This is a genomic window from Curtobacterium sp. MCSS17_011, from assembly GCF_003224275.1.
Taxonomy (GTDB): Bacteria; Actinomycetota; Actinomycetes; order Actinomycetales; family Microbacteriaceae; genus Curtobacterium.
In genome coordinates this window covers 96,020-116,266 of record NZ_QKLE01000005.1, presented here as the reverse complement: position 1 = coordinate 116,266, position 20,247 = coordinate 96,020, and the positions used below count along the sequence as shown (strand labels likewise).

The following is a 20,247-nucleotide window of genomic DNA, read 5'->3' as shown; positions in this document are numbered from 1 at the left end:
CCGGGGTGGACTCCGCGGACCTCAACGCGCTCTTCTGATCGGCGCGGTTCCTCGACGCCCCGAGCGGCCCGGTCACGGACGGCCCCACCTGGCGACGCCCGCAACGTGGCCACGGACAGACGGGAGGCCCGGTGCCAGCTGGCACCGGGCCTCCCGTCCGTATCGGGTGGACCTGCGGACGCTACTCGGTCGTCGAGACCCAGTCGATGAGCAGGTTGCCCTTCTCGCCCCAGCTGCCGACCTGGAACATGAAGCGGTGCGGGGTCGTCGGCACGTCGTGCGTGATCGTGCCGAGGACCTTGCCGTCGACGCTGTACGTGACGGACTCGCCGGGAACCCAGTCGACCTTGTAGGTGTGCCAGTCGCGCCACGAGACACCGGTGCCGAGCTGGACGCGCTCGGCCTCCTTGCCCGGGGTCATCGAGTGGTGGAACACCGAGGGGCTGTCCTCGAAGTTGCCCTCGGGGAAGTCGATCTCGCCGTCGGCCCACACGTTCGACGTCGGCCACAGCATGAAGGCCGCGCCGTTGCCGTCGCCGCCGGTCGCCTTCGCACGGACCGAGAACGAGCCGCCCACGTGGTCCCAGGCGCCGTCGGAGGAGCCGAAGGTGCCGGCCGCTCCGGCACCGGTGCCGAGGGCGACGTCCATCACGCCGTCGTGCACCGACACGGTCTTGCTCGGCGCGTAGATGCCCGAGGTGCCGTCGGGGTAGGCCTGCCACGACTGCGGGTAGAGCGACGAGACCAGGCCGGTGACGGCGTTCTTGGTGAAGTCCTCGACGAACGAGGCGTCCGGTGCGATCGCGGACAGGTCCGCGAGGTCAGTGGGGGAGGCATCCGCCACGGGCGCTGCGTCTGACTCGGGTTCTGCCTCTGCCTCTGCCTCGGGCGCGGGCTCGGCGACGGGTGCGGAGTCCTCGATCGGCGCGGAGTCCTGCTCGGGCTCGGCATCCGGGGTCCACTCGTCGGTGGGGGCCGGGGTCTCCGTCTCGTCCGGGGCCGGCGTCGGGGTGGGGTCCACCGGGGCGTTGTGCCAGCGGCGCTCGCCGTCCCAGCCCCACCAGGTGCGGGCGGAGGCGGCGGTGGGGACGCCGAGGACCAGGGCGCCGGCGGTCGCGACCGCCAGGATCGCGCGGTGGCGGATCATCGGGTACCCCCTCGGGTGGCCGCGGTTGTGGACGTGTTCCGTGGGGTCGTGCCGCGCGAGGGCGTGCACGTGCTTCGGGTCGAGATGTCGGGCTCCTCGTGGATGCTCGGGCGCAGGATGCGGGGAGGACGGACGCATCAGCCGGCCGGATGCCGAGGGTTTCGTTGACACGTCCACGGACATCTTGCATCATTTGTGACCCGTTCGGGGGGTGTCACGGAAATCGACCGACGAACGCCCGGTGTCCGACCGTCGAACGTGCACGGTGCAACGCGGGGCGTGCCGCCTGCTCAGGCCCGGGGGATCGGCTGCAACCGCTGCAGCTGCGTCACGTGCCCCGGCTCGAGCTCGTCGAGCGAGGCCACCCCGAGCAGCCGCATGGTCCGCTCGATCTGCTCGGACAGGATCTGGATCATCCGGTCCACCCCTGCCTCGCCACCGGCCATCAGCCCGTAGAGGTAGGCACGGCCGACCATCGTGAACTTCGCGCCGAGGGCAACGGCAGCCACGATGTCGGCGCCGGACATGATGCCCGTGTCGAGGTGCACCTCGGTGTCCTTCCCGACCTCCTTGACCACGGAGGGCAGCAGGTGGAACGGCACCGGCGCCCGGTCCAGCTGCCGGCCGCCGTGGTTCGACAGCGTGATCCCGTCGACGCCCATGTCCGCCAGACGCTTGGCGTCCGCCAGGGACTGCACGCCCTTCACGACGACCTTGCCCTGCCACTGGTCGCGGATCCAGGCGAGGTCCTCGTAGGTGACGGTCGGGTCGAACATGTGGTCGAGCAGCTCGCCGACGGTGCCGGACCAGCGGTCGAGCGACGCGAACGCCAGCGGCTCGGTGGTCAGGAAGTCGAACCACCACCACGGTCGCGGGATCGCGTTCACCACGGTCCGGGCACTCAGCTGCGGCGGGATCGAGAACCCGTTCCGCTTGTCCCGCAGCCGCGCGCCCGCGACGGGGACGTCCACGGTGACGAGCAGGGTGTCGAAGCCGGCCTGCTGGGCGCGGGAGACCAGCGCCATCGACTTCTCGCGGTCCTTCCACATGTACAGCTGGAACCAGTTGCGCCCGTGCGGGTTGGCGTCGCGGACGTCCTCGATCGCGGTGGTGCCCATCGTGGAGAGCGAGAACGGGATGCCGGCACGTCCGGCGGCCCGGGCACCGGCCCGCTCGCCCTCGGTCTGCATCATCCGCGTGAAGCCCGTCGGCGCGATGCCGAACGGGTACGACACCGGTGCCCCGAGCACCTGGCGCGAGGTGTCCACCCGCGACACGTCCCGCAGGATCGCCGGGGTGAACTCGATGTCCTCGAACGCCTGCCGCGCGCGGGCGAGGGAGATCTCCGCCTCGGCCGCGCCCTCGGTGTAGTCGAACGCGGCCTTCGGGGTGCGGCAGGCGGCGATGTCGCGGAGGTCCCAGATCGTCAAGGCCTGTTCGAGGCGCTGACGCCGACCCGGCAGCGAAGGCTTCTTGAACTGCATGAGCGGCGCGAGGTCCCGCACCGTCGGCAGCTGCCGCTTGACCCGCGTGCGAGCGGCGGACGCGGACCCCGTCGCGGGTGCCGGTGCCCCGGTCGCCGGGTCGATCCGGTGCTGGTCGTCGGTCGTGGTCATGCGTGGCTCCTGACGGGGGATCGATCGGGATCGGCGCGCGACGACGCCGAGGGTGTGTACCGCACGGGCTCGACGCTCCGTGCGACGATGCTGCGGAGTGCCTCCAGTGAAGCCCCTCCGAGGCCCGCGAGTCCAGCGGCACGCGCCTGCACCAGGACGTTGCCGAGTGCGGTGGCCTCGACCGGACCCGCCACGACCGGCAGGCCGGTGCGGTCCGCGGTCAGCTGGCAGAGCAAGCGGTTCTGCGAGCCGCCGCCCACGACGTGCACCACCCGGATGGCCTTGCCGGTCACGTCGGCGATGGTGCGCAGGGTCTCGGCGTACGCCGTCGCGAGCGACTCGAGGATGCTCCGGACGAACTCCGCGCGCGACGCGGGTGCACTCAGCCCGTGCGCCGCGCACCACGCGGCGATCCGCGCCGGCATGTCGCCGGGTGCCGTGAACGACTCGTCCGCGGGGTCGAAGACGGGGACCGGCGCGGTGACGGCCGCGGCGGAGGCGAGCAGGGCCTCCAGGTCGACGTGGTCGCCACCACGCTCCCAGGTGCGGACGCTCTCGGACAGCAGCCACAGTCCGGACACGTTCTTCAGGAACCGGACCCGGCCGTCGACACCGCCCTCGTTCGTGCAGTTCGCGCGTCGCGCCGCGTCCGACAGGACGGGCGCGTCGAGCTCGACGCCGACGAGCGACCACGTGCCCGACGAGATGTAGGCGAAGTCCGGCTCCGTCGCGGGGACCGCGACGACGGCGCTCGCGGTGTCGTGGGAGCCGACCAGCGTCACGTCGGCCCGCCCGCCGACGAGCTCGGCGACGGACGGCAACAGGGGGCCGAGTCGGTCGCCCGGGTCGCGCAGCGTGGGCAGCAACCCGGCCGGGAGGCCCGCAGCAGCCCGCACCGCCGGGTCCCACCCACGGGTGGTCGCGTTCAGGGCCCCGGTCGTCGAGGCGTTCGTGCGCTCGGCCGCCTCGACCCCCGTCAGCCAGTACCCGAGCAGGTCGGGCACCAGCAGCGCACGCTGCGCGAGCTGCAGCGACGGGTCGGCAGCCCACTGGAACAGGGTGTTGAAGGGCAGGTGCTGCAGGCCGTTCCGGGTGTACAGCTCGGTGGCGGCCATCCGGTCGTGCACGGGGACGACACCGCCCTGGTGCCGGTCGTCGCGGTAGTGCGACGGCAGCCCGAGCAGTCGGCCGTCGCGGAGCAGGCCGTAGTCGACCGCCCACGAGTCGATGCCGATGCTGGCGATCGCGGGGTGCTCGGCGAACGCGCGCCGCAGCCCCTCGGTCACCTGCCGGTACAGCTCGACGACGTCCCAGTGCAGGACGTCGCGGCCGGTGTCGGCGTCGCCCTCGTGCAGGGTGACGGGGCCGTTCGGGAACCGCGCGACGTGGTCCATCCGGACCCCGTCGGGGTCGACGTGGCCGACGATCACCCTGCCGCTGGTGGCCCCGAGGTCGACCGCGGCGACGCTGCCGCTGGTGTGCATGCTCTGCTCCTGCTCGGTGTTCGTTGGTCGTCGCTACCGCAGGAAGGCCGCGGCGACACCGGCGTCGACGGGCACGTGCAGGCCGGTGGTGTGCGAGAAGTCGTCGGTGCAGATGGCGTAGACGGCGTTCGCGACGTTCTCGGGCACGACCTCGCGCTTCAGGATCGTGCGCTGCGCGTAGAACGCGCCGAGGTCCTGCTCCTCGATGCCGTACGTCTTGGCTCGGTTGGCGCCCCAGCCGCTCGCGAAGATGCCGGAGCCGCGCACGACGCCGTCGGGGTTGATGCCGTTGACACGGATGCCGTGCTCGCCGAGTTCGGCCGCGAGCAGCCGCACCTGGTGGGCCTGGTCGGCCTTCGTGGCGGAGTACGCGATGTTGTTCGGCCCGGCGAACACCGAGTTCTTGGACGAGATGTAGACGATGTCGCCGCCCAGGCCCTGCTCGATGAGCACCTTCGCCGCGGCCTTCGACACCAGGAACGAGCCCTTCGCCATCACGTCGTGCTGCAGGTCCCAGTCCTGTTCGGTGGTCTCGAGCAGGCTCTTGGACAGCGACAGCCCGGCGTTGTTCACCACGAGGTCGAGGCCGCCGAAGTGCAGCAGGGTCTGCTGGATGGCCTGCTCGATCGCGGCGGCGTCCGTCACGTTCGCGGCGACGCCGATGGCCTGGTCGAGGCCGCCGATCTCCGCCGCCGCAGCGGTGGCCTTCTCGAGGTCGAGGTCGGCGATGACGACGGCGGCGCCCTCGGCAGCCAGGCGCTTCGCGATCGCCTTGCCGATGCCGGACGCTGCCCCGGTGACCAGGGCGATGCGCGTCGCGAGCTTCCTGGGTGCGGGCATCCGCTGCAGCTTCGCCTCTTCGAGGGCCCAGTACTCGATCCGGAACTTCTCGGCCTCGTCGATGGGGGCGTAGGTGCTGACCGACTCGGCGCCGCGCATCACGGTGATCGCGTTGACGTAGAACTCGCCGGCGACGCGGGCGGTCTGGGCGTCCTTGCCGTACGAGAACATGCCGACGCCGGGGACCAGCACGATGAGCGGGTCGGCGCCGCGGATCGCGGGGCTCGTCTCGTCTGCGTAGCGGTCGTAGTACGCCCGGTAGTCCGCGCGGTACTGCTCGTGCAGTTCGTGCAGGCGGTCGGTCTGCTCGTCGACGGAGGCCGTTGCGGGCAGGTCGAGGATGAGCGGCTTGACCTTGGTGCGCAGGAAGTGGTCCGGGCAGCTGGTGCCGAGGGCCGCGAGTTCTTCGGCACGTTCGCTCGCCAGGAACTCGAGCACGACGTCGGTGTCGGTGAAGTGCCCGACGACGGGCTTGTCGTGTCCGGCGATGCCCCGGATCGTCGGGGCGAGGGCGGCGGCGCGTGCACGGCGTTCCTCGGTGGGCAGGGCTTCGTACCCGGGGCGGACGGGGCCGAACGGGTCGGCGGCACCGTTCGCCGCGAGGTACTGCTCGGCGGTGTCGATGATCCAGCGGGAGTTCGCTTCGGCCTCGTCGCTCGTGGCCCCCCAGGCCGTGATCCCGTGGCCGCCCAGGATCGTGCCGATGGCTTCGGGGTGGTCGCGCTGGACGGCGGCGATGTCGAGCCCGAGCTGGAACCCGGGTCGGCGCCACGGCACCCAGACGACCCTGTCGCCGAAGATGCGCTCGGTCAGGGCCGGGCCGCCCGCCGCCGTGGCGATGGCGATCCCGGCGTCGGGGTGCAGGTGGTCGACGTGGGCGGCGTCGACGAGGGCGTGCATCGCGGTGTCGATCGACGGCGCGGCTCCGCCCTTGCCGTGCAGCGTGTAGTCGAAGGCGCCGACCATCTCGTCCTCGCGCTCGACGCCCGGGCCTGTGTCTGATGCGTACATGTCCCGGAGCGCCCGGACCCGGTCGACGCGCAGGACCGCGAGGCCCGCCGGGGTGAGGGTGCCGAGGTCGCCCCCGGAGCCCTTCACCCAGAGCAGCTCGACGGGTTCGCCCGTGACGGGGTCGGTGTCGGTGCCCTTGGCGGAGGTGTTCCCGCCCGCGTAGTTCGTGATCCGCGGATCCGAGCCGAGCGCGTTCGAGCGCGCGATGAGCGCCTTGATCGTGGTGTCTGCGTCGGTGTCGTGCGCCTCGGGGTCCACCCGTGCCTCCACTGTGTTCGTCATGTTCCTACGCGCCCCAGCCGGCCTGGACGCCGCCGACGCGGTCCGCCGCGATCGACTGCTGGTACCCGGACTCCAGGTAGGCACGCATCGGGTTCGCCGGCAGGCCGCGGGTCTCGCGCCACGCGGCGAGGTCCTTCCGGACGTCGGTCTGGTACGCGTCCATGAAGACCTCGTTGGCGCCGAGGACGTCATGGGCCTCCTGCGCGGCGGTGAGCGCGACGCGGTCCAGGAGCAGCGCGCGGGCCGTCATCTCCTGCACGTTCAGCACCGAGCGGATCTGGCCGGGGATCTTGTCCTCGACGTTGTGGCACTGGTCGAGCATGAACGCCACGTCGGGGTTGTCGTAGCCGCCGCCGCGGATGACCTCGACCAGGATCCGGAACAGCTGGAACGGGTCCGCGGCGCCCACGATCAGGTCGTCGTCGGCGTAGAAGCGCGAGTTGAAGTCGAAGGAACCGAGCTTGCCGAGGCGCAGGAGCTGCATCACGATGAACTCGATGTTCGTACCGGGGGCGTGGTGCCCGGTGTCCAGGCAGACCATCGCCTTCGGCCCGAGTGCCGCCGTCTGCACGTAGCTGGTGCCCCAGTCGGGGACGTCCGTGTGGTAGAACGACGGCTCGAAGAACTTGTACTCGAGCACCAGTCGCTGGTCGGCGCCGAGGCGGTCGTAGATCGTCGAGAGCGACTCGTGCAGGCGGTCCTGGCGGGAGCGCATGTCCTCTTGCCCGGGGTAGTTCGAGCCCTCGGCGAGCCAGATCTTCAGGTCGCGGCTGCCGGTGGCGTCCATCACGTCGATGCAACGCAGGTGGTGGTCGATCGCCTTCTGCCGGATCGTCTCGTCGACGTGGGTCAGGGCGCCGAACTTGAAGTCGTCGTCCTGGAACGTGTTCGAGTTGACGGTGCCGAGCGACACCCCGTGCTCCTCGGCGTGGCGCTTGAGGTCGGCGAAGTCGTCCACCAGGTCCCACGGGATGTGCAGCGCGACGGTGGGGGCGAGGCCGGTGTACCGGTGCACCTGGGCGGCGTCGGCGATCTTCTCGTAGGGGTCGCGCGGGGTGCCCGGCGTGCTGAACACCTTGAAGCGGGTGCCGGAGTTGCCGAAGGCCCAGCTGGGCAGCTCGATCTGCTGTCGTGCCAGCTGGTCGGCGATGCCGGCGAAGCTCGGGGTCGATGTCATCGTGTCACTTCCTCGTGTGCGATTGAATCGTTTCATACAGTACGGCGCGCGGCGGTCTGCCGCAACCGTCGTGGTGTGGGGTGGGGTGGGGCCGGACCGCAAAACACCGGTGTTCACGGGGTGAACACGCGCGTTCGGGGGTTCGACGTGCGAACACCGGTGTTTTGCGGACCAGGGCCCTACGCGGTGGGGACCGCCGCGGGCGCCCGCAGGTCGTGGGTCCCCGCTCCGAGGCGCTCGTCGGGGACGCCCGGCAGTCGCACCACGGCCGAGACGCCCTCGGGCACGGTCGCGCGGACGAGCAACTCGCCGTCGACGAGTTCCCACCGCACCGCGACGTGCCCGTACACGGTGTCGAGCGAGGTCTCCGCCCAGGTCAGACCGCCGCCCGGCTGCGGGGCGACGAGCACGGACTCGTACCCCGGCGACAGCGGCGACAGGCCACCCACCACCCGGTGCATCCAGTCCGCCACGGCACCGAGTGCGTAGTGGTTGAACGAGGTCATCTCACCCGGGTTGATCGTGCCGTCCGGCAGCATCGAGTCCCACCGCTCCCACACCGTCGTCGCGCCCATCGTCACCGGGTACAGCCACGACGGGCACTCCGTCTGCAGCAGCAGCCGGTAGGCGTCCTCCAGGTGACCCGTCTGCGTCAGCGCATCGGTGATGAAGGGTGTCCCCGCGAAGCCCGTCGAGATCCGGTACCCGGACGCCTCGACCAGCTCGGCGAGACGGTCGCCGGCCACGGCCTGCTCCTGCTCGGACAGGATCCCGAACACGATCGCCAGCGTGTACACCGTGGTCGCGTCCGACAGGATCCGCCCGTCGTCCTGCAGGTAGTGGGTGCGGAACCCGGCCTGGAGGCGCGTGGCGAGTTCCCGGAACTCCGCCGCTTCCGCCTCGTGACCACCCAACAGCTCCGCCGCGTCCGCCACGATCGTCGCGGACCGGTAGGCGCAGATCGTCGCGACGACGCCCTTGTCGGCCTTCGCGTCGGCCGGGGCCTCGGGCGGGGCGTCCGGGTCGAGCCAGTCGCCGAACTGGAACACGGTGTCCCACAGGTCCTCCGGGGACAGGTGGTCACGGACCCGGCGCAGGTGTGCGGCCATCGAGTCGAACTGCTCCTCGAGCACCACGGTGTCGCCGTACGCCTGGTACAGGGTCCAGGGCACCCAGACGCCGGCGTCCGACCAGACGGCGGTCGCGTCGGGCTTGCCGAAGTCCTCGGCGGGGGAGTACTTCAGCACGTCCGGCACCACGAACGGGATGACCCCGTCGGCGTGCTGCTGCTCGAGCCAGACGTCGCGCAGCCAGTCGGCCAGGAAGGTCCGCGTGTCGAACAGGTACGAGGCCGTCGGGGCGAACGCGGCGATGTCGCCCGTCCAGCCGAGGCGCTCGTCGCGCTGCGGGCAGTCCGTCGGCACGCTCAGGAAGTTGCCCTGCATGCCCCGGATGACGTTGTCGTGGAAGGTGTTCAGCAGTTCGTGGCTCGAGGCGAACGTGCCGGTGCGGGTGAGGTCCGAGCCGACCTGCACGGCGGTGACCGCGGCGCGGAGCTCGTCGTGCGTGCCCGGGAACCCGTCGACCTGCGCGTAGCGGAACCCGTGGAACGTGAAGCGGGGCTCGAACGTCTCGGGCTCGTCGTCACCGCGCAGGGTGAAGTGGTCCGTCGCCTTCGCGGTGCGCAGCGGACGGGTGCCGAGCTCGTCGTGCTCGAGCACCTCGGCGTGCTGCAGGGTGAGCACCGTGCCGGCCGGGCCGGTCGCGGTGACCCGGACCCAGCCGACCAGGTTCACGCCGAAGTCGACCAGGGTCGCTCCCGACGGGCTCGTCCAGATCTCGACCGGGGCGATCTCGGCGAGCGGACGCACCGGCGGCACCGTGTCGGCGACGAGTTCGCGCTCGCCGATGTCGACCGTGTGCACGGTGCTCGTCCGCCCCTGGTGCCCGTCGACGCTGGGCACGGTGACCTCGCCGGGCGTCAGGAACGAGCCGTCACGGAGTCGGGCGTCGACGTCCTGCCCGTCGTAGAGCTGGTCCGCGGTGATCGCACTCGACAGGGCCTGCCAGTCGGTGTCGGTCGTGACGCGCTGCTCGTGCCCGTCGGCGAAGGTGATCCGGAGTTCGGCGAACCCGGCGCGCTCGTCCGTGTACCAGCCGCCACCGCCGCCCCAGGCCAGGCGTCCGGCGGCCCAGCCGTTGCCGACGATGAGCGCGAGCACCGCGGGCTCGTCCGGTGCCGCGTCGACGAGGTGTGGCGTGACGTCGTGGGACACGACGCGGATGCGCCACTCGTAGCTCGTCCACCCCGGTTCGAGCAGGTGGTCGGAGACGCGCTGTCCGCCGAGCCAGGCCTCGACGACGCCGAGTGCGCTGACGTCGAGGGTGGCGGTGGTGACGGCGCCGTGCCCGTCGTCGAGGGTGAACTCCCGACGCAGGATCGGGGCGCTGCCGAGGTCGGTGTCGGCCGCGATGAACGGTGCGGTCCAGGTGGTCATGTGGTGGTCCTTTCACGCGACCGGTCGTCGTCGACCGGTGCGGGGTCGTTGGCCCGGCCGTGCGCCCGGGCGGGCGGTGTGGCGGAGGCGGGTCGCGCCTCCAGGCCGGGGTGGGCGGTCAGCCCTTGACGGCGCCGCTGGTCATGCCGGCGACGATCTGACGGTTGAAGAAGACGTAGAGGATCAGCGGCGGGATCGTGATGAGCAGCACGTCGGTGAACAGCAGGTTCAGCTGGCTGACGGACTGGCTCTGGAACGCGTAGAGCGTCTGCTGCACCGTCGCGTTCTCGGACCCCGGCAGGAAGTACAGCGGGTTGGTGAAGTCGTTGAACACCGTCACCGACTGCACGAGCACGACCGTGATGATCACCGGCTTGAGCAGTGGCAGCACCACCCCGAAGAACAGGCGGATCGGGCCGGCGCCGTCGAGCACGGCGGCCTCGTCGAGCTCCTTCGGGATCGTCGCGACGAACGCCCGGAACAGCAGGATGCAGAAGGACAGGCCGAACGTCGCCTCGATCAGGATCATCCCGCCCATGGTCTTGAACAGGTTGAGCCCCTGCAGCACCCAGATGGTCGGCACGATCGCCGGCGGCACGATGAGCCCCGCCAGCACGAAGAAGTTGATCAGGCCGTTCCACCGGCTCGGTCGCCGCTGCAGGACGTACCCGACCATCGCGGAGAACACCACCATCACGGTGACGCTGCCCACGGTGAGCAGGGCGCTGTTCCAGAACGCGCGGAGGATGCCGCCGTCGCCGCTCTGGAACACCGCCTGCAGGTTCTGCCACAGCTGCCAGTCGGTCGGCAGGCTGAAGCCGAGCTGGTTCGCCTCGGCCGGGTTCTTCGCCGCCTGGAGCAGGACGAACACGAACGGCACCAGGAACACGACGAAGCTGACGACGATGGCGATCGAGCCGATGATCCACCGGCGGGCGCGTCCGGGGTGGCGGTTCCGGCTCGCCGGTGTGGGGCGGCGGCTGCCGGACGCAGGCGCGTGACCGGTTCCGGGGGTGGTGATGGCGGTCACAGGTCCGCCTCCTTGCGGTTGAGGAGCCACGAGATGGGGACCATGATCGCCGTCACGACGACGAAGAGCACCACGTTGCCGGCGGTGGACAGGCCGTAGAACCCGGCCTGGTACTGCTTGTAGATCACGCTCGCGATCACGTCGCTCGTGAATCCCGGCCCGCCGCCGGTCATCGCCCAGATCAGGTCGAACGACCGCAGGCCGCCGATGAGCGACAGGATGATGACGGTGCCCATCGCGGGGCGGGACAGCGGCAACGTGATGTTCCGGAAGATCGACCACGCGCTCGCGCCGTCGACCCGTGCCGCCTCGAAGTACTCCTGCGGGATCGCCACGATGCCGGCGATGAAGATGAGCGTCGCGATGCCGACGCCCTTCCAGACGTCCACCGCGGCGACGCTCCACAGCGCGAGCGCCGGGTCGGTCAGCCACCCGGGGGTGGGCAGGCCGACCGAACCCAGCACACCGTTGATGATCCCGTGGAACGGGTCCATCAGCGCCTTGAACGTGATGCCGATGCCTATGGTCGACACGAGCACCGGGAAGAACACGACCGCCCGCAGGTAGCCGCGCCCCAGCACGGGCGACGTGAGGAGCAGGGCGAGGGCCAGTCCGAGGACCACCTTCGCCGCGCTCGTCACGAAGCCGTACTGGAAGGTGTGCACGAACCCGGAGACGAGCTGCGGGTCCTGGAAGAACCGGACGAAGTTGTCGAAGCCGATGAAGGTCTGGTCGAACAGCGTCCAGCGGGTGAGCGAGAAGTAGAACCCGGCGAAGGTGGGGACCGCGAAGAACACGACGTACAGCGCGATCGCCGGGATGAAGAACCACGCGGGGTAGAACGAGCGCATCCGCTTGCGCGCTGGTCCGGGCCGGCCGGCCTTGCGGGTCTGCGGCGGGGCCACCGCCGTCGTGAGGGTCGCGGTCACGCCGGTCACCAGCCCTTGATGCCGAGCTGCTGTGCCTGCTGCACGACGTCGTCGTCGTACTGGTCAGCACCCTTGGCCGCGGTGGTGATGCCCGAGCCGACCTGCACGCAGATCTTCTCGAGGTTCGGGCCCTTGATCGGGGACAGGAACTCGAGCGCCGGGCTCGCCTTGCCGTCGTCCAGGTACTGCTGCAGGTCGTCGATCATCGGGGGCACGTCGTCCGGCAGCGAGCAGGTCGAGATGACGTACGGTCCACCGGGGGTGCCGGTGTCGTTCTGCACCTGGCAGCCCTCGGACGAGTTCGCGAAGGCGATGAACTTCTTCGCCGCCGCCAGCTTGTCACCCGTGGTGGTCTTCGGGATGTACAGGCCGTTCGGCTCCCAGATCGTCAGGTTCGTGTCCGCGGCGTCCTCGGCCGGCAGGGCGAACGCGCCGATGTCCTCGACCGCGTCGGGGGAGTCCTGCTGGATCGCCGAGATCGCGTTCGTGAGCATCGGGTACTGCGCGCCGGTGCCGTCGGCCAGCATCTTCAAGCCGTTCGCCTGCGTGGCCGAGGCGTAGTCCTCGTTGTACAGGTCCTTGTCCTTGCCCTCGGCGAGGTGCTCGAACCCGGCGAGTGCGGGCTCGTCGGCGTAGGACTCCTTGTTGGCGGTGTAGTCGTCCGCCCACTTCTCGTCCTGTGCGGTGATGTTCGCGAAGTCGCCGAGGACGAACAGCTGGCTGGTCCAGGTGTCGCCGTAGGTCTGGATGATCGGGGCGACGTCGCCGACGTCCTTGATCTCCTCGCTGTTGCTGATGAACTCGTCCCAGGTGGTCGGGACCTTCAGCCCGAGGTCGTCGTAGACCTTCTTGTTGTAGAGCACCGCACCGGCGAAGCTCGTGCCGAACGGGGCGCCGTACATGCCCTTGTCGGTGCTGACGACCTTGGTGAACTGCGGGTCGACGTCGCCGGCCCAGCTCTCGTCGGAGAGGTCCACCAGGGTGTTGTCCGGGTTGAGGGCCTGCATGAGCGAGCCGGAGTTGTAGTTGAAGACGTCGGCGGCCTCGCCGGTCGACAGCCGGGTCTTGATCAGGTTGTCGCCGTCGGTGCCCTGGGGGCGGGTGTCGAACTTGACGGTGATGTCGGGGTTGGCCTTCTCGAAGGCCTCGATGAGGGGCTTCGCCGTGGCCGCGGTCGCCGGTGCGTTGTCGGCCTGGTAGGTGATCTCGACGTTGCCGCCGCCTTCGTCGGCGGAGCCGCCGGACGAGCACGCTGCGAGCCCGCCGATCAGGACCGTCGCGCCGCCGATGGCGATCACGCGCTTGGTCATGGAACGAACTGACATTCCTTACCTCCTCGTAAGGCCCGGGGCTGGGGTACCCCGGGTGAAACGGACCCGGATCCCGCGCCGTCGCGGGGTCCGGTTACTGCGTTTTAGAACGTTTCAATCAGGATGGAACCACGCAGATTGAAGCGTGTCAATCGCTGTGCCGATTTCGTTACGCGATCCCGCAGGGCGTGCAGTGGTCGCGCCACCCGCCGTCCTGGAGGCCCGTGCCAGCTCCGCCCCGCGCCTCCCGCGCCCGGCGCCCGATGGGGTCCGCGGGCCTGCTTCGCCTCGTGGGCGCCGGCCCGCTGCCCGCTGCCCGCTGCCCGCGGCCCGCTGCACGTGGCCCGCTGCACGTGGCCCGCTGCCCGCGGCCCGCTGCACGTGGCCCGCTGCACGTGGCCCGCGAAAGCGACAGTGTGCCGCCGAACGTCTGCGCCGATCTGTCGCTCTGGCGGACCGGACGGCGTGGCCACCTGCGGATGTGTCGCTTTGGCGGGTTGGTCCGCCGCCGGTCAGGCCTCGGTGCGCCTCGGGTCACTCGGTCTCGTGCCCGCGGCGGCTGCTGCGGCCGCACCCTCGCGACCGAGCGTGCTCTCGCGCGGCACCAGCTCACTGCCGAGCACGACGGTCCGGTGCACGTGCATCGGGTCCGTGAGTTCCTCGAGCAGGAGTTCCACCGCGGCCGCACCCATCTCCGAGCCGTGCATCGTCACCGAGGTCAGCGGCACCGCACCGCCCCACGCCACGGAGTTGTGGTCGCACCCGGACACGGGGATGTCCTCGGGGACGCGGATCCCGGCGGCTCGGAGCTCCGAGACGACCGCCATCGCGAGCAGGTCGGTCACCCCGAGCACCCCGTCGGGGCGTTCGTCGTCGGGCATCCGAGCGATGCGGAGCCCGGCGTCGGTGCCGCCCGGAGGGTCGATGTCCCCGGCGTCGACGTCGACGAGCTCGACCCCCGGGTGCGCCGCGACGGCCCGCAGCACGCCGGCCCGTCGCCGGTCGACGGGCTGCAGGTCCGGACGGGCGCTCACGAACCCGATGCGTCGGCAGCCGCGCTCGATCAGGTGCGCGGTCGCCAGGAACCCGGCCTGCTCGTTGTCCACGACCACCGCGCACGCGTCGAGTCCGGTCGGCTCGTGGTTGACGTACACGACGGGTCGGCCGTGGCGCCGCGCGACCTCGACCTGGTCGCGGGACTCCGTCATCGAGGCGAGCAGGATCCCCGACACCCGGGCGCTCTCGAGGTAGGCGAGGTGTTCGCCCTGTGCCTGCAGGTCGTCCTCGCTGCTGGCGATCAGCAGGGTGAAGCCGCGTTCCCGCGCGGCCAGCTGTGCGCCGTTGACCATGTCGCTGAACAGGGAGTTCCGCAGCGACATCACCACCAGGCCGATCGCGCGCGTGCTGCCGGACACCAGCGCCCGGGCGTTGCGGTTCGGTGTGTACCCGAGTTCGTCGATCGCGTCGCGCACCCGTGCCTCGGTCGCGTCGGCGACCCGCTCGGGGTGGTTCAGGACGTTCGAGACCGTGGCGAGCGAGACCCCGGCCCGGGCTGCGACGTGGTGCACGCTCGGCGGACCGTCGCGCCGGGGGACATGCACCATGCTCCGATCGTAGGCGGCGGGGGCGCCCTGTCCGGACAGTGTCCTACGCGTCGGCGACGGAGGACTGCCGCACCACGAGCTCCGGCGTGAACTCCAAGTGCTCGAGGTCGATGTCCTGCCCCTGCTCGACCTGCTTCGTGAGGAGCTCGATGGCGCGGCGCCCGAGGTCCTGCGCGGGCTGCCGCACCGACGTCAGCGGGACGACGGCGGACTCGGCGAAGGCGATGTCGTCGTAGCCGACGATGGCGATCTGCTCGGGAACCGCGATGGTGCCGCGCATGATGAAGGCCTGTTCGAGCCCGACCGCGAGCAGGTCGTTGGCGGCGAAGACGGCGTCCGGGCGTTCGTCCGCCGGTCGGGCCTGGATCGCCTCGCCGATGCGACGCCCTTCGAGCACGGACAGTGAGGTGGTCGGCAGGGCTTCGAGCCGGATGCCCGCGGCCTGTGCGGCAGCGAGCGCTCCGGCGTGCCGGTCGGCGACCTGGCGGATGCCGAACGGCCCGCCGACGAAGGCGATGTGGGTGCGGCCGATCGCCGCGAGGTGCTCGACCGCGATGCGGCCGCCGGCGATGTCGTCGACCGAGACCGAGGCGAAGTGCTCGTCGTCGGCGCGACGGTCCACCAGCACCACGGCGGTGCCCTGGTCACGCAGCCGCGCGAGCCGGGACAGGTCGTCACCGGCGGGGGAGATCAGGAGCCCGGCGACACGGCGTTCCTCGAACAGGTCGACGTAGGTGCGTTCGCGGTCGGTCGACTCGTCGGAGTTGCCGATCAGCACCGCGAGGCCGTTGTCCATCGCGGCGTCCTCGGCGCCCCGGGCGACGTCGGTGAAGAACGGGTTGCCGCCGTCGAGCACGATGAGCCCGACGGTGGAGCTGCGCCCTGCCCGGAGCTGTCGCGCGGAGTCGTTGCGGACGAACCCGAGCGTCGCGATCGCCGACTGCACGCGTTCCACCGTGCCGGGCGCGACCTTGTCGGGGCGGTTCAGCACGTTCGACACCGTGCCGAGGGACACGCCCGCGAGCGCTGCCACCTCTCGCACACTGACCGCCATGTGGCCATCCTGGCATCGGCGCGGTCCGCGCGGTCGGCCCGCGCCGTGATCTGTGGAAAACGCGGACGGGAGGCGCGGGGCGCGCCGGTGCCGGGCCTGGCGTCCGTGGGGCGGTCGCGTCGACTGCCCCCGCACGGTGCGAGGACCCAGCCCGGCGAACCCGCTCTTGCCAGCGCGCACACCGGAGCGCTATCGTCCTCGTCGTCCCGTTGAAACGATTCACCGACGAACACGCGAACGGAGGACCAATGGCGGTCCGCATCGGAGCCCGGAACACCACGGGCTGGAAGGCCACCGTCTCGGTGGCCATGTCGAACTACATCGAGTCGGGGTCGATCATCGCGATCGCCACGAGCCTCAGCCTCTGGCAGGCCGAGTTCCGGATCGGCGACCTCGAGGTCGGCCTGCTCGCGAGCCTGTCGGCGAACGCCTTCGGTGCCGCCGTCGGCGCGATCGTCGGCGGACCGCTGTGCGACCGGTACGGACGGAAGTTCATCTACACGTACGACCTGCTCCTCTACATGCTCGGCATCCTGCTCGCCGTGTTCGCCGGCAGCTACGGCATGCTCCTGGTCGGCTTCATCCTGACCGGCATCGCCGTCGGTGCGGGCGTGCCGGCGAGCTGGACGTACATCGCCGAGCAGGCCCCCGCGGACAAGCGTGCGGCCCACGTCGGCACGGCACAGCTCGCGTGGTCGATCGGGCCGATGGTCGGATTCGCCCTGGCGATCGCCGCGGCACCGCTCGGCCTGCTCGGGAGCCGCCTCATCTTCGCCCACCTGTTCGTCGTCGCCGCCGTCGTCTGGTGGCTCCGCCGCGGGCTGCCCGAGTCGGCGATCTGGAAGGACGAGCGCGCCGCCACCGGCACGGCGAACTTCTTCCACGGGATCACGCAGCTGTTCAGCCGCCGGAAGAACCTGACCGCGATGCTGTTCCTGTTCGGCGTCTACGCGCTCTGGAACACCGTCGCCGGGCAGGCCGGCATCTTCCAGCCCCGGGTGTACGCGGCGACCGGGGTCACGAGCGTCACGGAGCAGTACGGACTGCAGATCCTGGTCTGGGGCTGCACCGTGGCCGCGACGTACTTCGGCTTCATGCGGTACGCCGACCGCGTCAGCCGCCGCGCGCTCTACGCCGCCGGGGCCGTGCTGGCGATCATCGCGTGGGCCGTCCTCATCTACGCGCCCGCGAACCTCGGCACCCTGCTGTTCTTCGCCGTGGCGTGGGGGATCTCGTCGGGCATCGGCGCGCAGGCGTTCTACGGCCTGTGGACGAGCGAGCTCTTCGCCACCCGGTACCGCGCCAGCGCCCAGGGCGTGCTGTTCCTGGCCGCCCGCGTCATGGTCGGCCTGCTGAGCATCTGGTTCCCGCTGCTGCTGTCGGACATCGGGCTGCGGGCCCTCGGCGGTCTGATCCTCGGGCTCCTCGCGCTGTCGTTCCTGGTCGGCACGATCTGGGCACCGCGCACCCAGGGCAAGACCCTCGAGGCGATCGAGGCCGAGCGCTACGGCACCGTCACGACGGTCACCGGGACGGTCCGCACCGCCGACGAGCGCACCGTCCACGACGCCGAGCAGCGTCGCCGCGAACAGGCCGGCCGGTGACCCGCGTCTGCTTCCGGCTGCAGGTGCAGGTCGAGCTGCTCGACGCCTACCGCGAGCGGCACGCCGCCGTGTGGCCGGCGATGCTCCGGGCGATCGCGGCGGCGGGGCGGCGGAACTACTCGCTGTTCCTCGACGACGACGGGCTGCTCATCGGGTACTACGAGACCGACTCGGTGGCCGATGCGGATGCGGCACTCGCCGCGTCCGAGGTGGCCGCGGCGTGGGAGGCGCACATGCAGGACCTCTTCGCCGGGGCCACGGGGCGCGCTGACCAGACCGCGCGGGTGCTGCCCGAGGTCTTCAACCTCGAGGACCAGCTGGCCGCAGCACCGGACTGACGGTCGGACGCGGACTTCGTGAGCAGGAATGGTCGGGTCCGCCGGCGCGACCCGACCATTCCTGCTCACCAAGCGCCGGACTGACGGGGGCCGTGGCTACCGTGGACGCATGCAGCCGCCAGCAGCCGGGACCCTCCGCATCCTCCACCTCTCCGACACCCACCTGACGGGCGACGGCGCCCTGCACCAGGGCACGGTCGACACCACGGCCGCGCTCGAACGCCTGCTCGCCCACGTCGACGAGGTGCCCGGCATCGGGCTGGTGGTGGTCTCGGGCGACGTCTCCGAGGACGGCAGCCCGGAGTCCTACGCGACCGTGCGGGACCGCGTCGGCGGCTGGGCGGAGCGGCACGGAGCGGCCTTCGTCGCGGTCCCCGGCAACCACGACCTGCGCGAGGGCTTCCGGCAGGTCCTGGCGAACGGGCACGTCCTGGGCCAGGGCGGCACGGCGCTGGTGCACACGATGGAGTACCTGCCGCCGACGGTCCCGGTCTCCGGGCAGTCGGTCGTCGACGGGCGTCGGATCCTGACCGTCGACACGAGCGTCCCGGGTGCCGGGTACGGCGAGCTCAGCGACACGGCGCTCGAGCACCTGCGCACAGCTCTGGCCGAGGGCGCCGGCAGTGGCGCAGCCGATGCCCCGCACGGCACCGTCGTCGTCCTGCACCACCCACCGCTGCCCGCCCCGACCGAGCTGCACGAGGCCCTCCGCCTGCAGAACCCCGAGGCGCTCGCCGACGTGATCCGCGGTTCCGACGTGCGGGTCGTCCTCGCCGGCCACTACCACCACCACTTCGCCGGGTCGCTCGCCGGCGTCCCGGTCCTCGTCGCACCCGGTGTCGCGAACGACACCGACGTCATCGGCCCGTACGACGAGGAATCGGCCGTCGTCGACAGCGGCGCACTCGTCGTCGACGTCGCCGCGGACGGCTCCGTCTGGTCGACACCGGTCCGCGTGCCCCGGGGCGACGCCGACCGGCGGGCGTTCCGTCTCGACCCCGAGACGGTCCGCGCCGTCATCGCTGCCGCCGGCAGGCACTGAGCCCGGTCCCCACGCGCGCGCGGTGGACGCGCGTGACGGCGGACTGGAGGCCCGTGGCGGCGTCGCCACGGGCCTCCAGTCCGCCGTCTGGTCACGTCCACAGCCGCGGTACCCCACGTCTTCGGGTTGCGTGCGGGAACACCGAGTAGCACGGACGCACACCTGGAGCGAAGGAGCACCCATGCGAGTCGGCAGTGCAGTGCAGTACGACCGGTACGGCGACTTCGACGTCGTCGAGCTCGTCCCCCAGCAGAAGCCCGAGGCCGGACCGGGCGAGATCGTCGTCGAGATCGTGGCCGCGGGACTGAACCACATCGAGCGGTTCCTGCGCGAGGGGAAGCTCCGCGACCACGTCGACCTCGAGTTCCCCGCACACCAGGGCGTCGACTTCGCCGGCATCGTCCGCGCGCGGGGCGACGGCGTGAAGGACCTCCGCATCGGCGACGAGGTGATGGGGCACGCGCCGACCGGCGGCGCCCACGCCACCTGGATCGCGGTGCCGCGCGGCGCCGTCATCAAGAAGCCGGAGCACGTCGGGTGGGAGGTCGCCGGCGGCCTGTACCTGGCGGGCTGCACCGCGGTGTCGGTCGTCCGTTCGCTGCGGCTCGGACCGCAGGACACCGTCGTGATCACCGCGGCAGCGGGCGGCGTCGGGCACATCGAGTGTCAGCTGGCGCACGACGCCGGCGCGACCGTGATCGCCCTCGGCAGCCCGCGCAACCACGACTACCTGCGACAGATCGGCACGCTGCCCGTCGCCTACGGCGAAGGCGAGGAGGACCGCATCCGCGACATCGCCGAGGGCCGGCCGATCACCGCGTTCATCGACAACCACGGCGAGAGCAACGCCGAGGTGCTGGCCGAGCGTCTCGGCGTCGGGCAGGAGCGGTTCGTGTCGTCCGAGGAACGCCGTGACATCGAGGTCCGGTTCCTCCGCGCACCCGCCGAGGACGAGGAGACCCGCGAGCTGCTCACCCTGCTGGCGAAAGCCGTTCAGGACCGTCGCGTGCAGGTGCTCATCTCGGGCTTCTACCCGTTCGAGTACATCGTCGAGGCGTACGAGGACCTGGCGGAGATGAAGTCCCGCGGCAAGGTCGTGATCGGCATGCAGACGGTGGAGACCGGGGCGCGGCTCGACTGGTACCGCTCCGAGAAGGCCCGTGACCTGCGCGACCGGTACGCCGATGCCCGGGGGACCGACACGGAGACGATGGCCGGCGGATCGGCGTCGCCCGCGAGCTGAGCGAGCTGAACGAGCTGATCGTTGCAGGGGCCCGGCAC

The 20,247-nt window shown here is 71.1% G+C and carries 15 protein-coding genes; 4 read left to right on the top strand and 11 right to left on the bottom strand.

Annotated elements, in window-relative coordinates; genetic code table 11:
• Nucleotides 1-181: 181 nt before the first annotated feature.
• The 11 genes from DEJ17_RS18020 to DEJ17_RS05610 form a co-directional block, all read right to left on the bottom strand.
• Entirely contained in the window at nucleotides 182-1,147 is a 966-nt protein-coding gene (locus tag DEJ17_RS18020; protein ID WP_258366673.1) for a glycoside hydrolase family 16 protein, read from the bottom strand.
• A 290-nt stretch (nucleotides 1,148-1,437) separates the two neighbouring features.
• On the bottom strand, nucleotides 1,438-2,763 hold the full coding sequence (locus DEJ17_RS05655; RefSeq protein WP_181421063.1) for an alpha-hydroxy acid oxidase: 1,326 nt from the start codon (nucleotides 2,761-2,763) through the stop codon (nucleotides 1,438-1,440).
• The gene (locus DEJ17_RS05650) at nucleotides 2,760-4,247 is read right to left on the bottom strand and encodes a rhamnulokinase family protein (protein ID WP_110892460.1); all 1,488 of its coding nucleotides are present in this window, start codon (nucleotides 4,245-4,247) and stop codon (nucleotides 2,760-2,762) included. The genes DEJ17_RS05655 and DEJ17_RS05650 overlap by 4 nt, the downstream gene beginning before the upstream one ends.
• 33 nt (nucleotides 4,248-4,280) lie before the next feature.
• Nucleotides 4,281-6,380 carry a bifunctional aldolase/short-chain dehydrogenase gene (locus DEJ17_RS05645; RefSeq protein ID WP_110892459.1) on the bottom strand — a complete coding sequence of 700 codons (2,100 nt, stop codon included), beginning with the start codon at nucleotides 6,378-6,380 and terminating at the stop codon, nucleotides 4,281-4,283.
• 4 nt (nucleotides 6,381-6,384) lie between these two features.
• A complete protein-coding gene (gene rhaI / locus DEJ17_RS05640; protein ID WP_110892458.1) occupies nucleotides 6,385-7,557 on the bottom strand; it encodes an L-rhamnose isomerase in 1,173 nt (390 codons plus the stop codon).
• Nucleotides 7,558-7,736: 179 nt separating this feature from the next.
• Nucleotides 7,737-10,055 (bottom strand): family 78 glycoside hydrolase catalytic domain, encoded by a 2,319-nt coding sequence (locus DEJ17_RS05635; protein WP_110892457.1) that lies wholly within the window; start codon nucleotides 10,053-10,055, stop codon nucleotides 7,737-7,739.
• A 118-nt stretch (nucleotides 10,056-10,173) separates the two neighbouring features.
• Nucleotides 10,174-10,980, bottom strand: a complete 807-nt coding sequence (locus DEJ17_RS05630) for a carbohydrate ABC transporter permease (protein WP_258366682.1) — start codon at nucleotides 10,978-10,980, stop codon at nucleotides 10,174-10,176.
• A 101-nt stretch (nucleotides 10,981-11,081) separates the two neighbouring features.
• Nucleotides 11,082-12,014 carry a carbohydrate ABC transporter permease gene (locus DEJ17_RS05625; protein WP_253183710.1) on the bottom strand — a complete coding sequence of 311 codons (933 nt, stop codon included), beginning with the start codon at nucleotides 12,012-12,014 and terminating at the stop codon, nucleotides 11,082-11,084.
• Between the two features lie 5 nt (nucleotides 12,015-12,019).
• Nucleotides 12,020-13,339 (bottom strand): ABC transporter substrate-binding protein, encoded by a 1,320-nt coding sequence (locus DEJ17_RS05620; RefSeq protein ID WP_110892456.1) that lies wholly within the window; start codon nucleotides 13,337-13,339, stop codon nucleotides 12,020-12,022.
• Between the two features lie 497 nt (nucleotides 13,340-13,836).
• A complete protein-coding gene (locus DEJ17_RS05615) occupies nucleotides 13,837-14,928 on the bottom strand; it encodes a LacI family DNA-binding transcriptional regulator (protein WP_110892455.1) in 1,092 nt (363 codons plus the stop codon).
• A 43-nt stretch (nucleotides 14,929-14,971) separates the two neighbouring features.
• On the bottom strand, nucleotides 14,972-15,982 hold the full coding sequence (locus DEJ17_RS05610; RefSeq protein WP_110892454.1) for a LacI family DNA-binding transcriptional regulator: 1,011 nt from the start codon (nucleotides 15,980-15,982) through the stop codon (nucleotides 14,972-14,974).
• A gap of 248 nt (nucleotides 15,983-16,230) precedes the next feature.
• Here DEJ17_RS05610 and DEJ17_RS05605 point away from each other — a divergent pair, with 248 nt between their 5' ends.
• The 4 genes from DEJ17_RS05605 to DEJ17_RS05590 all read left to right on the top strand — a co-directional run bounded on the left by DEJ17_RS05605 (nucleotide 16,231) and on the right by DEJ17_RS05590 (nucleotide 20,209).
• Nucleotides 16,231-17,586, top strand: a complete 1,356-nt coding sequence (locus DEJ17_RS05605) for an MFS transporter (protein WP_220033614.1) — start codon at nucleotides 16,231-16,233, stop codon at nucleotides 17,584-17,586.
• A complete protein-coding gene (locus tag DEJ17_RS05600; protein ID WP_071405041.1) occupies nucleotides 17,583-17,924 on the top strand; it encodes an L-rhamnose mutarotase in 342 nt (113 codons plus the stop codon). The genes DEJ17_RS05605 and DEJ17_RS05600 overlap by 4 nt, the downstream gene beginning before the upstream one ends.
• A 109-nt stretch (nucleotides 17,925-18,033) precedes the next feature.
• Entirely contained in the window at nucleotides 18,034-18,966 is a 933-nt protein-coding gene (locus DEJ17_RS05595) for a metallophosphoesterase (RefSeq protein ID WP_110892546.1), read from the top strand.
• A 181-nt stretch (nucleotides 18,967-19,147) separates the two neighbouring features.
• Nucleotides 19,148-20,209 (top strand): NADP-dependent oxidoreductase, encoded by a 1,062-nt coding sequence (locus tag DEJ17_RS05590; RefSeq protein ID WP_110892453.1) that lies wholly within the window; start codon nucleotides 19,148-19,150, stop codon nucleotides 20,207-20,209.
• Nucleotides 20,210-20,247: the final 38 nt, after the last annotated feature.